Origin of the sequence: Carbonicoccus niuqiaonis (assembly GCF_050157065.1) — a bacterium.
In the GTDB taxonomy this organism is placed as follows: domain Bacteria; phylum Actinomycetota; class Actinomycetes; order Propionibacteriales; family Propionibacteriaceae; genus Avipropionibacterium.
The window spans coordinates 2197536-2211078 of record NZ_CP189573.1 but is presented as its reverse complement, the minus strand read 5'-3'; the positions used below and the strand labels follow the sequence as shown (position 1 = coordinate 2211078).

Annotated in this window: 14 protein-coding genes and 1 tRNA gene; 9 read left to right on the top strand and 6 right to left on the bottom strand. The window is 69.0% G+C overall.

The window, feature by feature from the left end; translation table 11 throughout:
* Nucleotides 1-10 precede the first annotated feature (10 nt).
* Nucleotides 11-445, bottom strand: coding sequence for a peptide-methionine (R)-S-oxide reductase MsrB (gene msrB / locus ACQBAU_RS10150; protein WP_434549022.1), 435 nt, complete (start codon nucleotides 443-445; stop codon nucleotides 11-13).
* Between the two features lie 67 nt (nucleotides 446-512).
* Between msrB and ACQBAU_RS10145 the strand changes: the two genes are divergently transcribed.
* Together ACQBAU_RS10145 and ACQBAU_RS10140 are read left to right on the top strand one after the other, a co-directional pair.
* Nucleotides 513-1601: a DNA polymerase domain-containing protein gene (locus ACQBAU_RS10145; protein ID WP_465256665.1), complete on the top strand. Its 1089-nt coding sequence runs from the start codon at nucleotides 513-515 to the stop codon at nucleotides 1599-1601.
* A gap of 86 nt (nucleotides 1602-1687) precedes the next feature.
* Complete coding sequence (locus ACQBAU_RS10140; protein WP_465256664.1) at nucleotides 1688-2122, top strand: hypothetical protein; 435 nt, start codon at nucleotides 1688-1690, stop codon at nucleotides 2120-2122.
* Between the two features lie 14 nt (nucleotides 2123-2136).
* Here the strand turns inward: ACQBAU_RS10140 and ACQBAU_RS10135 are convergent, their stop codons facing one another.
* Nucleotides 2137-3213, bottom strand: a complete 1077-nt coding sequence (locus ACQBAU_RS10135) for an ATP-dependent DNA ligase (RefSeq protein ID WP_434549019.1) — start codon at nucleotides 3211-3213, stop codon at nucleotides 2137-2139.
* Nucleotides 3214-3247: 34 nt separating this feature from the next.
* Entirely contained in the window at nucleotides 3248-3979 is a 732-nt protein-coding gene (locus ACQBAU_RS10130) for a dihydrofolate reductase family protein (RefSeq protein WP_434549018.1), read from the bottom strand.
* Between the two features lie 47 nt (nucleotides 3980-4026).
* Here ACQBAU_RS10130 and ACQBAU_RS10125 point away from each other — a divergent pair, with 47 nt between their 5' ends.
* Complete coding sequence (locus ACQBAU_RS10125) at nucleotides 4027-4914, top strand: PPK2 family polyphosphate kinase (protein WP_434549017.1); 888 nt, start codon at nucleotides 4027-4029, stop codon at nucleotides 4912-4914.
* 31 nt (nucleotides 4915-4945) lie between these two features.
* Here ACQBAU_RS10125 and ACQBAU_RS10120 read toward each other — a convergent pair whose 3' ends face one another.
* The gene (locus ACQBAU_RS10120; protein WP_434549016.1) at nucleotides 4946-5788 is read right to left on the bottom strand and encodes a sirohydrochlorin chelatase; all 843 of its coding nucleotides are present in this window, start codon (nucleotides 5786-5788) and stop codon (nucleotides 4946-4948) included.
* A gap of 226 nt (nucleotides 5789-6014) precedes the next feature.
* Here ACQBAU_RS10120 and ACQBAU_RS10115 point away from each other — a divergent pair, with 226 nt between their 5' ends.
* From ACQBAU_RS10115 to ACQBAU_RS10090, 6 genes are all read left to right on the top strand, one after another.
* Nucleotides 6015-6536: a mycothiol transferase gene (locus tag ACQBAU_RS10115; RefSeq protein ID WP_434549015.1), complete on the top strand. Its 522-nt coding sequence runs from the start codon at nucleotides 6015-6017 to the stop codon at nucleotides 6534-6536.
* Between the two features lies 1 nt (nucleotide 6537).
* Nucleotides 6538-8877 carry an accessory Sec system translocase SecA2 gene (gene secA2, locus ACQBAU_RS10110; protein WP_465256663.1) on the top strand — a complete coding sequence of 780 codons (2340 nt, stop codon included), beginning with the start codon at nucleotides 6538-6540 and terminating at the stop codon, nucleotides 8875-8877.
* A 51-nt stretch (nucleotides 8878-8928) separates the two neighbouring features.
* Complete coding sequence (locus ACQBAU_RS10105; protein WP_434549013.1) at nucleotides 8929-10005, top strand: ArsO family NAD(P)H-dependent flavin-containing monooxygenase; 1077 nt, start codon at nucleotides 8929-8931, stop codon at nucleotides 10003-10005.
* 179 nt (nucleotides 10006-10184) lie between these two features.
* Complete coding sequence (locus tag ACQBAU_RS10100) at nucleotides 10185-10949, top strand: intradiol ring-cleavage dioxygenase (RefSeq protein WP_434549012.1); 765 nt, start codon at nucleotides 10185-10187, stop codon at nucleotides 10947-10949.
* A 114-nt stretch (nucleotides 10950-11063) separates the two neighbouring features.
* A complete protein-coding gene (locus ACQBAU_RS10095; RefSeq protein WP_434549011.1) occupies nucleotides 11064-12074 on the top strand; it encodes a helix-turn-helix domain-containing protein in 1011 nt (336 codons plus the stop codon).
* Nucleotides 12064-12819, top strand: coding sequence for a prevent-host-death protein (locus tag ACQBAU_RS10090; RefSeq protein ID WP_434549010.1), 756 nt, complete (start codon nucleotides 12064-12066; stop codon nucleotides 12817-12819). The genes ACQBAU_RS10095 and ACQBAU_RS10090 overlap by 11 nt, the downstream gene beginning before the upstream one ends.
* 30 nt (nucleotides 12820-12849) lie before the next feature.
* Here the strand turns inward: ACQBAU_RS10090 and ACQBAU_RS10085 are convergent, their stop codons facing one another.
* Together ACQBAU_RS10085 and ACQBAU_RS10080 are read right to left on the bottom strand one after the other, a co-directional pair.
* Nucleotides 12850-13299, bottom strand: coding sequence for a hypothetical protein (locus tag ACQBAU_RS10085; protein ID WP_465256662.1), 450 nt, complete (start codon nucleotides 13297-13299; stop codon nucleotides 12850-12852).
* 136 nt (nucleotides 13300-13435) lie between these two features.
* A tRNA-Val gene (locus tag ACQBAU_RS10080) sits at nucleotides 13436-13510 on the bottom strand.
* Nucleotides 13511-13543: the final 33 nt, after the last annotated feature.

The window sequence follows — 13543 nt, the reverse complement described above, 5'->3', positions numbered from 1 at the left end:
CCGCGCCCGGTCAGGCCTTGGGCTCGAGGGTCAGGCAGACCGAGTTGATGCAGTACCGGTCGTCGGTCGGGGTCTGGTAGCCCTCCCCGTGGAACACGTGGCCCAGGTGCGAGTCGCACACCCGGCAGCGCACCTCGGTGCGCAGGTGGCCCATGCTGCGGTCGTCGAGCAGCACGACGTTGGACGCGTCGTCGGGAGCGAAGAACGACGGCCAGCCGCAGTGTGACTCGAACTTCTGGTCACTGCGGAACAGCACCGTGTCGCATCCCTTGCAGCGGTAGACACCCTCGGTGGTCGTGTCGGTGTACTCGCCGGTGAAGGGTCGTTCGGTGGCGTCCTGCCGAAGGACGCGGTACGAGAGCGGATCCAACCGCTCCCGCCACTCCGCGTCGGTGCGGGTGATCTTGCCGACGGTTGCCGCGGGCCGCTGGGTCGAACTGGTCATGGGAACATCTCCTTCTGGCTGACCCTTCCAGCGTACGCGCCGGCGCACGGCTCGCTAGATTGACCGCATGGCGAAGACCCCAGCCGCAACGATCGCAGTCGGTGAGCGTGAGGTGCGCGTCTCCAGCCCGGACCGCGTCGTGTACGAGGCGACGGACCGGACCCCGGCGATCACCAAGCTGCAGGTGTGCCAACACTTCGCCGACGTGGCCGACGCGTTCATGAACGCCAACGGTGACCGGCCGGTCGCGCTGGAACGCTGGCCCGGCGGCTGGCGTGAGGGAATGACCTTGTCGGTGGGCCCGGGCGGACAGCAGCAGGGTGACGGCTTCTACTCCAAGCGGCCCCCCAAGGGCGCGCCGGACTGGGTCGCCACGACCCGGGTCACCACCCCGAACGGGCGCCCCATCGACGAGCTCACCCTGACCGAACCGGCGGCTGCGGTGTGGGCTGCCCACATGGGCACCCTCACCTTCCACCCGTGGGCGGTGCGGTCGGCCGACGTCGAGCACCCAGACGAGTTCCGGATCGACCTCGACCCGCAACCGGCGGCCACCTTCACCGACGTGAAGCGGGCCGCCGCACTGGCCAACGACCTGTTCACCGAGCTCGGCGTCCGGGCGTTCCCGAAGACATCGGGGAACCGCGGAATCCACGTGTACGTACGGATCCGGCCGGAGTGGACCTTCGAACAGGTCCGTCACGCCGCGATCGGGGTGGGACGGGAGTTGGCGCAGCGCGACGACAGCGTCACGACCAACTGGTGGCGTGAGGAACGGCACGACTCCCAGGTGTTCCTCGACTTCAACCAGAACCTGCGTGACCGGACGGTGGCCGGGGCGTGGAGTCTGCGGCCCAGGCCCGGGGCCCCGGTCAGCACCCCGCTGGGGTGGGACCAGTTGGCCGAGCTGACCGACCCCCGCGAGTTCAACCTGGTCACGGTCCCTGACTTCCTGACCGACGGTGACCCGTGGGCCGAGATCGACCAGGTCGCCCACTCGCTGGAGCCGCTGCTGGAGCTGTGGGAGAAGCACCCCGGCGGTGAGCTGAACTTCCCGCCCGACCATCCCAAGATGCCGGGCGAGCCGCCGCGGGTGCAGCCGAGCAAGAAGGTGGCCGAGCACTGGGACGACGCGGGCAACCGGATCGAGGAGTGAGGTCGCACGGCACCCCGGTGGGTTGCGTCCTGGCGGGATGGGTACAGACTGGGGGTGCCCACCGCCGACCAGTTCTGGAGTGAGTCATGATCAAGCTGAGCCACCTTCCCGTACGGATCGTCACCGGGGCGTTCCTGCTCAACTCCGGCCTCTCGAAGCGCAACCTCACCGAGGAGGCGGCCGAGGGCCTGCAGGGGATGGCCGCGATGGCCGTCCCGTTCGTCTCCGACCTCGACGCCAAGACCTTCGGCAAGCTGCTCTCGGCCGCCGAGATCGGGCTGGGCGTGACACTGCTGGTCCCGTTCATCCCGTCCTGGCTCGCCGGGGCCGCGCTGACCGGGTTCTCCGGATCGTTGCTGCGGATGTACCTCAAGGCGCCAGGGATGACCGAGCCCGACGGTATCCGGCCCACCGCCGACGGCGTCGCGCTGGCCAAGGACGTCTGGATGGTCGGCATCGGGACGACGCTGGTGATCGACGACGTTCAGGAGCGTCGCCGGCGCCGCTCGGCTCGCGACTGACCCCGGTCGGGGCGTCAACCCAGCTGGTGATCGTCCAACCAGCTGGTGATGCTGGCCGTCGACGGCTGGTCCAGCTGGTCGACGGTGCAGTCCTCGGCGACCTTGTCGGTGCGCCACCGCAGGAATGCGGTGTTGCTGCGGAAGCGCAGCAGGTCACCCTCGGGGTGCACGGCGTCATAGGTGACCTCGCACACCAGCAGGGGGTCGATCAGGTGGATGCGGTCGTTCGGCGTCGACCAACGTGACACCCCGTCGGGGATCCGGTTGCCACCGGAGCCTCCGGGATGCCACGGATGTTCCTTGAGGGCGGTCGATCCCGGCGGGACCTCCAGGTCGAGCAGCATCCGACCCAGCTCGACGCGGGTGGCCTGCGGGAAGCCGGCACACACGCCCAGGTGGTGCAGCAGCCCGTCGCGGTACAACCCCAGTTGGAGTGACCCCAGGGTGGGGTGCTTCGGGGTCGCGTTCCGGTCGAGCCGGAAGCCGCCGACCACGACGTCGGCGGTCCGGCGATGCTTGATCTTGAACAGGGTCCGCTTGCCCGACTGGTACGTCCCGTGCGGTGGCTTGGCCATCACCCCGTCCAGGCCGAAGTCCTCGAAGTCGACGAACCACCGTTTCGCGGTGGCGACGTCGGTGGTGAGCGGACTGATCAACAGCGGATGGGCCAGGTCGCCGGCCAGTTCCTCGAGCAGGCGTCGCCGGACCCGTTGCTGTTGATCACGGATGTCGCGTCCGCCGACCTGCAGCACGTCGAAGGCGATGAAGTGTGCCGGGAGCTCCCGGGACAGTCGGTCGGCCTTGGCGCCGGCGCCGTGCCGGCTGGCCAGTGCGGTGTAGTCGAGCCGGTCGTTGCTGATGATCACGATCTCGCCGTCCAGCACGCTGTCGGGCGGCAACTGGTCCCGGACGGCGTTGACCAGTTCGGGGAAGTCGCCGGTCAACTCGGTGCCGCGTCGGCTGAACAGCCGTGGCCGGTCGCCGGTGAACACGATGCAGCGCCAGCCGTCCCACTTCGGTTCGTACGCCATCCCTGCCGGGATCGCGTCGACCGACTGGGCCAGCATCGGCAGCACCGGGGGAGTGATCATCAGCGTCCGAGCGGAGGAGTGGCTGGGGAGTTGATCATGCTCGGGTCCAACTCAGGAAGACGGTGTCGGCCAGGCAGCTGACCTGTCGGACGACCCACTGGCTGGCGTCGACGTCCCCCGCGGTGAGGCGGGAGGCGGTCGGGTCGCCGGTGACGAGTGGGCTGACGGTCAGGCAGATCTCGTCGACGGCACCGGCGGCCAACAGCAGGCTGTGCAGGTGGGGGCCTCCCTCGCACAGCACCCGGTGCCAGCCGCGACTGCGGCAGTGGTCGACGATCTCGGCGCCGGTGAGTTGATCATCGTTGCCGCGGGTGACCCGGACACCCCGCGACGCCAGGTCCGCGACCGCCCCGGGGTCGGCGCGGGCGTCGGTGATCACCTCGACCTCACCGGTCCCGTCGGTCAGGTCGTGGGGGAGGGCCAGGCTCTGCGACACCACGAGCAACGGCGGCACACCGGACTGGCCGCGCGCCTCGCGTACGGCCTGTTGGTCGGTGGAGAGGTCGATCGCGCGGTAACCCTCCGCACGGACGGTCTGGGCACCGACCACGACGACGTCGGCAGTGGCCCGCAGGTGGTCGAACACCTGGTGGTCGGCCTCGGTGTTGATCGTGCCGGACCGACCGTCGGAGCCCTGCACCACACCGTCGATGGTGCCGACGAAGTTGGTCCGCACCCAGCAGTCACCGGTGTCGGGCCAGGCGTACCGGCGGGCCAGTTCGGCGGGGTCGGCCGCCTCCGGGCCGAGGTCAGCGGCGCGTGTCATAACCCTGATCATCGCAAAGTCGGGGCCGGATCGGGCACACTGGGCCGATGGGAAAGAAGTCGAAGTCCGAGAAGGATGACCACGAGCCGACGCCGGAGTTGAGCGAACTGCTCCGCCTGCCGAAGGGGCGGGTCGACCTCGACAGCTGGGACCCCAACGGTCACCCGGGGTACCCCGGCAAGGGGAAGAAGGACGCCGACGAGCACCTGGCGGCACTCGCCCCGGAGCTGTCGGACCTGCAGGAGCGGCTGTACGCCAACGGCAGGTCGTACGGTGCCGAGGCGCCACGGCTGCTGGTGATCCTGCAGGGGTCCGACACCGCCGGCAAGGGTGGTGTGATCCGCAAGGCGATCGGCCTGGTCGACCCGCAGGGGGTGGAGCTGAAGGCGTTCAAGCAGCCCACCAAGGAGGAGCTCTCCCACGACTTCCTGTGGCGGATCCGACGGGCGCTGCCGTCGCCGGGCATGATCGGCATCTTCGACCGGTCGCAGTACGAGGACGTGCTGATCGCCCGGGTGCAGGAGCTGGTGCCGGAGGACGAGTGGCGCAAGCGCTACACGCAGATCAACGCGTTCGAGCGGGAGGTGGTCGACTCCGGCACCGTGGTGATCAAGTGCTTCCTGCACGTCTCGAACGCCGAACAGAAGGTGCGGCTGGGCGAGCGCCTCGACAATCCGGAGAAGTACTGGAAGTACAACCCCGGCGACGTCGACAAGCGGCTGCAGTGGGACGAGTACCGGGCCGCGTACAACGACGCGTTGACGCGCTGCAACACCAAACCGGCGCCGTGGTACGTGATCCCGTCCGACCGCAAGTGGTACCGCAACTGGGCGGTGGCGCAGCTGATCCTGGAGCACCTGCGGGCGATGGACCTCAGCTGGCCCGAGGCCGACTTCGACATCGCTGCCGAGCAGGAGCGGTTGGCCGAGACCTGAGCTCGACCCACCGCCGAAGCGGAGTGTTGCTTCAGGCCCCGACCACGCTGAGGTGTCGAGGTCGGTCGCCGGCGACGTCCTCGCCCGAGGTGTCGGCGACGATGACGCCCTCACCGGGGGCGGCGTCGTCGACGAACTGCAGCAGGTCCATCGCGGCGAAGGCGTAGCGGGCGAGCAGCAGCCGCACCACGTCGTCGACCGCACCGAGGGGTTCGGCGACGGCGTGGACACCGGCGGCCAGCGCGGTGTCCCGCTCGGCACGCCACTGGTCGTTCGCGGTGACGAACCAGCTGCCGGCGGCGATGTGGCGCCGCCCCTGGCCCCGCAGCGTCCGGACCGCAGCGGCGATCGACGGGCCGGACCCGTCGGCGGCGGCGAGCACGACGGGAAGCTTGTGGTGCTGGCCCCAGTGCCGGGCCAGCCGGGCGAGGTGGGCCTGGGAGCGGGTCTCGCCGACGCTGGCGGTCGACAGCACCAGTGCGTCCAACTCGACGGTACGGGACAGGGCCAGGGCGTCGCGGAGTCGCTGGTCCACCGTCCGCAGCAGTGACGGCTCGGGGGCGAAGGTGCGGGCGGCCACCACCGACACCTCAGGGAACTGCGACTTGATCAGTGCGGCGACGGCGGTCGCACCGTGCGGATCCTCCGGGATGTCGGCCAGGTCGAGGGCGGTCACGATGACCTCGCGATGGTTCCCGCGTACGATCCGCTTGACGGTCTGGGTGACCGAGGGCATCGAGCGGTCGACGTAGGCGAGACGGACGTCGAGGCTCGGTCGCTCGGCCTGGACGGCGTCGCGGACGGCCTCGGCGGAGCCGAGCGGGCTGTCGGCCGTCCCGGCTTGGGCCAGGAGCAGCAGGACCGGCGCACTCATTGGTGAACCCTTTCGCAGCACACAGATGGATTACGTCTGCCCAACTCTCTCCCGCTGGAACCGCCGAGGGCAAGCAACAATCTCGAATCATGAACGTTGAGTCCAAATAGTGATACGTAGCGTGTGTGGAGAGTGCTGCTCGGCCCGTTCATCCGAGGGTCACGTCGCTCACATCGGCAGGGACCGTGGCTGCCGGTCGACCGGACCGTCCGGATACCGTGGCGACATGCGTGCACACGATGTGTTGATCGAGGCGGCGGGTCGTCCCGCGACGGCGGCCGAGGAGTTGCTGGCCGAGTTGCCGCCGGAACGGCTCAACGCCCATCCGGCGAACCATCCCAACTCGATCGCCTGGCTGCTGTGGCACGCCGCCCGGCAGCAGGACGCCCAGCTGGCGGATCTGTCGGGGGAGCCGCAGTTGTGGACGAGTCGGGGCTTCGCCGACCGCTTCGGGGACACGGCGCCGGCCGAGGACGTCGGGTACGGCCACAGCGACGAGCAGGCCCGGGCGGTCGTGGTGGATGACGCGGCCCTGCTGGGCGACTACCTGCGCGCCACCACCGATGCGGTCATCGCCTACGTCAACGAGCTGCCCGAACCGGCGCTGGACGACGTGGTCGACCGGGCCTGGGATCCGCCGGTGACCCGAATGGTCCGGTTGGTCAGCATCATCGACGACGCGGCCCAGCACGTCGGTCAGGCCGCCTACGCCGCCGGCACCGACCCGGTCGCGTCCGGGGCGGCCTGAGGTGGCGCTGCCACGGTGGCTCTCCCGTGCGACGGGGCGGCCGGGCACCGTCTCGCTGAAGCGGTTCGCCAGGACGGTCAAGCGGGCCGACCACCTCGGCGCCGAGATCGGCGAACTCGACGACGCCGCGCTCGCCGAGCGGATCCGCACCACGGTGACCGGCACCGGCAAGGGGTTCGCCGCCGACGACGCGGCGGCGGAGTTCCTCGCGATCGCCCGGGAGGCAATGGACCGCGCCATTGAGCTGCGACCGTACGAGGAACAGCTGTTGGCCGTGTGCGCCCTGTTGTCGGGCATCGCGGTCGAGCTCGACACCGGCGAGGGCAAGACGCTGGTGGCGGCGATGGCGGCGGCCGGTCACGTGGTGGCCGGCCGGACGGTGCACGTGCTGTCGGTGAACGACTACCTCGCCCAGCGCGACTCCGAGTGGATGGGGCCGTTCTTCGAGCTGCTCGACATCGGCCACGGCTGGATCGGCCAGGAGACCCCGCACGACAAGCGGCGTGAGACGTACCGCTGTGCCGTGGTGCACGCACCCGTCAGCGAGATCGGCTTCGACGTGCTGCGGGACCGCTTCGCCACCTCCGACGACGACCGGGTGCTGCCGGTCTTCGACGCGGTGGTGGTCGACGAAGCGGACGCGGTGATGATCGACGAGGCGATGACCCCGCTGGTGCTGGCCGGCACCTCCGACGACAGCGGCCAGGAGTTCGTCGAGGCGACCTCCCTGGTCGCCGACCTGGTCGAGCATGACCACTTCGACGTCGACCCGGAACGGCTGAACGTGGCGCTCACCGACGCCGGGCTCGACCTGGTCGAGCACGAACTCGGTGTGGACAACCTGTACGCCGAGGCGAACCTGCCGACGCTGACCAAGATCAACTTGGCGCTGCACGCCCGCGTGCTGGTGCACCGCGACGTCGACTACCTGGTGGTGGACGACACGGTGAAGTTGATCAACACCGCCCGCGGCCGGGTGGCCGAGAAGCAGCGCTGGCCCGACGGGCTGCACGCCGCGATCGAGGCCAAGGAGGGTGTCGCGTCGTCGGCGCCCGGCCGGATGCTCGACAGCATCACGATCCAGGACCTGCTGGTCAGCTACGACACCCTCGCCGGGATGAGCGGCACGATCCTCCCGGTGGCCGAGGAACTGTTGGAGTTCTACGAGATCACCTCGGGCCGGGTCGAGCGCCATCGGCCCAATCGGCGGGTCGACGAGCCGCCGCAGGTGTTCCTGACCACCGAGGCCAAGATCGACGCGGTGATCGAGGAGGTGATGGCGCGGCACGAGGACGGCCAGCCGGTGCTGATCGGCACCCAGAGCGTCGCCGAGTCCGAGGACCTGGGGGAGGCGTTGGAGGCCGAAGGGCTGCCGGTCCAGGTGCTCAATGCCCGCAACGACGCCGGTGAGGCCGCGGTGATCGCGGCTGCCGGGGAGTACGGGGCGATCACCATCTCGACGCAGATGTCGGGTCGTGGCACCGACATCAAGCTCGGTGGTGCCGACGCCAAGCCGGGCGATGCCGCCCACAAGGAGGTCGTCGGGTTGGGTGGTCTGGCGGTGATGTCGACCGGCCGTTATCCGTCGTCGCGGTTGGACGCGCAGTTGCGCGGTCGGGCCGGGCGGCAGGGTGATCCGGGCACCAGCATGGCCTTCGACGCGCTCGACAGCGAGTTGGTGCGCGCCAACGCCGCCGAACACCAGCTGGTCCGGATCGAACAGGACGGGCAGCACCTGACCCCCGGGCAGGCGTTGGCGATCCTCGACTCGGTGCAGGCGATCTCGGAAGGGCTGCGGGGGGACCGGCACCGGGCGACCTGGGCGTACCACCGGGCGATCACCCAGCAGCGGACCGCGGTGTTGGAGCGTCGGGAGCGGATCATCGACTCCGACGAAGCGCTCGAGCCGGTGTTGGAGCGGGTGGCGGACTGGCGGGCCGAGCACGAGGAGGACGCCGAGGAGGCCGTACGGACCATCGTCCGGCAGGCGACACTGCACTTCCTCGACGAGGCGTGGACCGACCACCTGGCGGGGCTGCAGGAGCTCCGCGACGGGATCCACCTGCGGGCGTTGGCCGGGCAGAACCCGGAGCAGGAGTTCCACCTCGAGGCGTTGCGTCGCTTCGAGGGCTTCTTCGGCGGTGCGCAGGACGCTGCCGTGGAGTTCCTGGCGGCCCTCGGGGCGGACGAGATCGCTGCTGGGCTTGAGGATCTGGCGACCCGCCGGCCGTCGTCGACGTGGACGTACATGATCAGCGACAACCCGCTCGGCTCGGCCGCGGACCGGGGTACGCGCAAGCTAGGCCGGCTGTGGCGGAGCAAGGTGTTGCGGGCCGAATGAGGGTCGACGCCGGTGTCTCGTCGCGACCTCGCCGCTGGTAGCGTTCCGGTAGTGCAGTCAGTCGGGACTCTGGTCATCGGTGGAGGACAGTCGGGTCTCGCGACCGGCTGGTACTTGCGTCGCTCCGGTCTCGTCCCGGAGCGAGACTTCGTCATCCTCGACGCCGCCACCCGACCGGGTGGGGCCTGGGCCCGGATGTGGCCGACGCTGCGCACGTTTTCGCCCGCCGAGTACTCCAGCCTGCCCGGCTCCCGGATGCCGGCCTGGCACGCCGATGACGACCAGAACCCCGATGCGAAGCATGTGGCGGACTACCTCAGCGGGTACGAGGAGCGCTACGAGTTGGCGGTGCGTCGGCCGGTGCGGGTCGTCCAGGTCGACCGCAGCAGTGACCGGGTGGTCGTGCAGACCGACCACGGCGACTGGGAGGCCGACCACGTCATCAACGCCACCGGTACGTGGTCGCGGCCGTTCGTGCCGTGGTGGCGTGGACTGCGCACGTTCCCCGGTACCCAGCTCCACACCGTCGGGTACGAAGGCGCCGAGGCGTTCGCCGGGCAACATGTGCTGGTGGTGGGCGGCGGCAACTCGGGGGCGCAGATCCTGGCGGAGGTGTCCCAGGTCGCCGAGACCCGGTGGGTGACCCGGCGTCGGCCGCGGTTCCTGCCCGACGACGTGGACGGTCGGGAACTGTTCCAGCTGGCCTCGGCCCGACGTCGTTCCGCAGTGGCCGAGGAACAACACCCACAGGGCGTGGCGGCGCTGGGAGACGTGGTGATGGTGCCGGAGGTGCTGGCCGCCCGGGACCGTGGGGCACTGGTGGCACACCGGCCCTTCGACGTCTTCGAGGGCTCCGAGGTCGTCTGGGACCAAGGCACCCGGTTCCACGTCGACAGCGTCATCTGGGCCACCGGATTCCGGCCGGCGCTGCGCCATCTCCGCGGCACCGGACTGGTCGAGACGGACGGGACGGCGAGCGTCGAGGGCACCCGCTCGACGGTCGATCCGCGGTTCCACTTCGTCGGGTACGGCGACTGGACCGGCCCGGCCTCGGCGACGTTGATCGGCGTGGGCCAGACCTTGCGCGGTCTGGCCGAGCAGGTCCAGGCCCCGGTCGATCGGGGCTGAGCCGACGCTCAGCCCTTGGGCGCCCGGGGAGTCTTGTGGGCACAGGAGGAGAGGAGGCATCCGATGGTGGACACCTACGACGGACGCCCGTTGCCGCGGCCCGATCAGGACATCGAGGACCAAGGGCTCGGGTACGACCTGGGCACCTTGCAGTTGCGGCGGCGCCGCATGCTGCGGTTGTGCGGGTCGGCATGGGGGCGGCCGCACTCGGCCTGGCTGCGGCCTGTACGCCTGCGGAAGGCCCGTCGAGCGGCTCCACCGGGAACGGTTCGGCGGGCGGGGCCACAGGGGGCGGGACGAGTGCGGACGGGGAGATCCCCGAGGAGACGGCCGGCCCCTTCCCGGGCAACGGGTCGAACGGTCCCGACGCGCTGGAGGAGAGCGGCATCGTCCGCAGCGACGTCCGATCCAGCTTCGGTGGCAGCACAACCGTGGCCGAAGGCATCCCGCTGACCCTCGAGCTGACGGTCACCGACCTTGCCGGCGGGGGCGGCGGTTTCGCCGACGTTGCGGTCTACGTCTGGCAGTGCGACCGGGAGGGGCGGTACTCCCTCTACAGTGACGGGGTCGAGAACGAGAACTACCTGCGCGGCGTGCAGGTCGCCGACGCGAACGGAGGGGTGAGCTTCACCACGATCTACCCGGCGTGCTACCCGGGCCGGTGGCCCCACATCCACTTCGAGGTCTACCCCGACAGCGATGCGATCGTTGACAGCACGAATGCGATCGCCACCTCGCAGGTCGCCCTGCCCGAGGACGTGTCCGACGCCGTCTACGCGACCGCAGGCTACGAACAGTCGGTGCAGCACCTGTCGGAGTTGACCCTGGAGAGCGACAACGTCTTCGGTGATGACGGCGGCGGCCTCCAACTCGCGGAGGTGACCGGAACGGTCGATGGTGGCTTCCACGCCGTGCTGACGGTCGGGGTCGACACCCGTACCTGACCCGCTGGAGGTGGATCGGGCGGGCAGGGTGCACACGCACAGGGCTCGTCTCGATCTGAAGGCTGTTCGGTGTTCGGTATTGACCGAACAGTGAACGTGGCCGACACTTGACCCATGGATGTCGAGACCTTGGTGGTCGATGCCTTCGCGCAGCTGGGCGTGGACGCACGCCCGCGCGTCGACGCTGCCGGAATCCAACCTGACCTCGTCCTGGACCCGGACGGTGTCGCCGTGGGAATTGAGGTGAAGGGGCGCACGTTGATCACGGATGACGTGGCTTCGCGGTTGTTGGCGGGGGCCTCCGGTGGTGCGGCACTGTTGCTCGTCGGGGACCGGGTCACGGAGTCTGCACGGCGGTTGTTGACGAGACACCACGGTGGATACCTTGATCTCAGGGGACGCGTGGGGCTCCGGACTGATCGGCTCATCATCGATGCACCCGTTGAGCCCGTCACTCAACGCTCACCGCGGTCGGAGGCGTTGGGCGGCAAGGCCGGACTGGAAGTTGCAACGGCCCTGCTGATGGAGCAGAAGCGTGGGTTCGCAGTGCGCGAGCTGGCGCGCCAACTCGGCAGGTCACCCAGCACGGTGTCGGAGGTCTTGGCTGCACTGCGGCGAGAGGGGCTCATCGACGAGACGAATGCCGTCGTCGGGCCAGGACTGTTCTGGCGCGTCGCTGAGCGGTGGCCGAACCGCCGCACGCTGCTGGCCAGTGCTCCGCTACCGGGCGAATCCACGCTCAACAGTCCACTTCGCTTCCAACTCGACGATCCCGCGAAGCCTGGCTGGGCTCTCACCGACTCTGCCGCAGCCGCCGCCTACGGCGCACCCTTGGCAATCCACGGGGGACAGGCACTCGACTTCTTCGTACCTGATCGAGTGGTCATGCGCCGTGCCGCGACACTGTTCGGAACCGCGACATCCAGCGCGCACGCCCAAGCAACGGCGCGTGTCGCACCGGTACCCGCAGCTGCCCGTCACCGCTTTGACGTCGATCAACGAACCACTGGTTGGCTCCTGACCCACCCACTGTTCGTCGCCCTCGATCTTGCCCAAGATGTTGGCCGCGGTCGGGAGATCCTTGACGCTTGGGAGCCCGACGAGAGGTGGACGCGTGTCTGGTAGCCGGGCGACGTTCATCGGCGATGCGATGGCATCGGTCGTCCAAGGAATCGTCGAAGTTCGAGCCTTGACCGGTCACCCGCCGGTGATCGTCGGCGGCCTGGCTGTACTTGCGCGACTCTCATCTCCCTACCGAGCCACCGTCGACCTGGACGTGGTCGATCGCCTGCTCGGCAGCGAGCCGCAGCTGGAAGTTCTGCGCGCCGCAGACGGGGCAGAACCGGTCGAACCGGCCGCGGTCCTCCTGCCTACGCCGTACGGGTCGGTGAGGATCGATGTGCTCGAAGTCCGCCAAGCTGAGCTCGATCGGCCCAGTGATGATCCCGGCGACCGGCTACATGCGTCGTCGCACGCGTGGGCCAACGACAGTGCCACGGAGATGACGATCGAGGTCGCCGGCATGCACGGGGGTGGTCGACTCGAAGTGACAACTCCGGTGGCTGAGCCCGGACCTCTGGTAGCGACGAAACTTCAGGCTGTGATGAATCGTTCGGTACACAAGCAGGGAACCGATCTGCAGGACGTCTTGCGACTTGCGTTCGATGAGGCAACACGCCCAGCCGCCTTGCGTCAGATCGGTCAGGTCGACGCAGCCATGGCTCAGGACATCGCCCTCCATGTCGACCTCTGGTTCGTGCGGCAACGGACCCAAACGCTCCGCTGGATTCACGCCACTGGCGGCCAGGGCGTCACCGACGACGATCTGGATCTCGTTGCAGAACTGCTCTTGTCGGCTGCCCGCCGCTGAGCCGTGTCGACCGTACTGGCAGCGGAGGGCCTACGGGCCGAGGCTCGCGGGAGCTGCCTCACGCGTGCTACCTGCGATACGGAATACGTCGACGTCTTGAGCAAGGACCTCAACCACGCACTCCTTTGACACGACGATGTAGTGCAGAGGGACGAAGACGAAGTGGCTACTCACCATGGGGCGAAGCGACAGGACCAGGCTGCTGTTGCGGACGACGCCCAGCCAGTCGACGTCCTTCAGACCGGCCTCGTAGAGCCGATGGTGGAACCGGGCTTCGTCGTTGGGGGGACTCATGAGTGTGCAACTGGCGACATCCCAACGCAAGACAACGCAGCGCTGGTCGGGATCGTCAGGATGGGCACGCTGCGCCAACGCCGCCCGCCACATGTCATCAGTCACCAGGAACGCGTCAGGAGCGTTCGGCTCCCACCGAAGGGGCTCTCCGATGGGAAGGTCATGGGCCTCGACGCGTTCTTTCATGTTGGGATCATGCCAGCAGACGCACTCAGCTGCCGACGACAGGGCGGTGTGGGCTACGGTGCAACATGTCCTGCCCGGCACTGAAGAACCCCCGCTGTGTTTCCTACGAGGGTGCAGGTCAGCGGGGGTCTACTTCTGGTGGGCGATACTGGGTTCGAACCAGTGACCTCTTCGGTGTGAACGAAGCGCGCTACCACTGCGCCAATCGCCCGAGCAGGTACGTACTCTAGCCGAGTCGACCAGC

Bases quoted from the DNA above. Each gene is read 5' to 3' on its own strand.
- ACQBAU_RS10085 (WP_465256662.1), bottom strand. From the start codon at position 13,299: ATGAAAGAACGCGTCGAGGCCCATGACCTTCCCATCGGAGAGCCCCTT.
- ACQBAU_RS10095 (WP_434549011.1), top strand. From the start codon at position 11,064: ATGGATGTCGAGACCTTGGTGGTCGATGCCTTCGCGCAGCTGGGCGTG.
- ACQBAU_RS10125 (WP_434549017.1), top strand. From the start codon at position 4,027: ATGGGAAAGAAGTCGAAGTCCGAGAAGGATGACCACGAGCCGACGCCG.
- msrB (WP_434549022.1), bottom strand. From the start codon at position 445: ATGACCAGTTCGACCCAGCGGCCCGCGGCAACCGTCGGCAAGATCACC.
- ACQBAU_RS10135 (WP_434549019.1), bottom strand. From the start codon at position 3,213: ATGATCACTCCCCCGGTGCTGCCGATGCTGGCCCAGTCGGTCGACGCG.
- ACQBAU_RS10115 (WP_434549015.1), top strand. From the start codon at position 6,015: ATGCGTGCACACGATGTGTTGATCGAGGCGGCGGGTCGTCCCGCGACG.
- ACQBAU_RS10145 (WP_465256665.1), top strand. From the start codon at position 513: ATGGCGAAGACCCCAGCCGCAACGATCGCAGTCGGTGAGCGTGAGGTG.
- ACQBAU_RS10120 (WP_434549016.1), bottom strand. From the start codon at position 5,788: ATGAGTGCGCCGGTCCTGCTGCTCCTGGCCCAAGCCGGGACGGCCGAC.
- ACQBAU_RS10130 (WP_434549018.1), bottom strand. From the start codon at position 3,979: ATGACACGCGCCGCTGACCTCGGCCCGGAGGCGGCCGACCCCGCCGAA.
- ACQBAU_RS10140 (WP_465256664.1), top strand. From the start codon at position 1,688: ATGATCAAGCTGAGCCACCTTCCCGTACGGATCGTCACCGGGGCGTTC.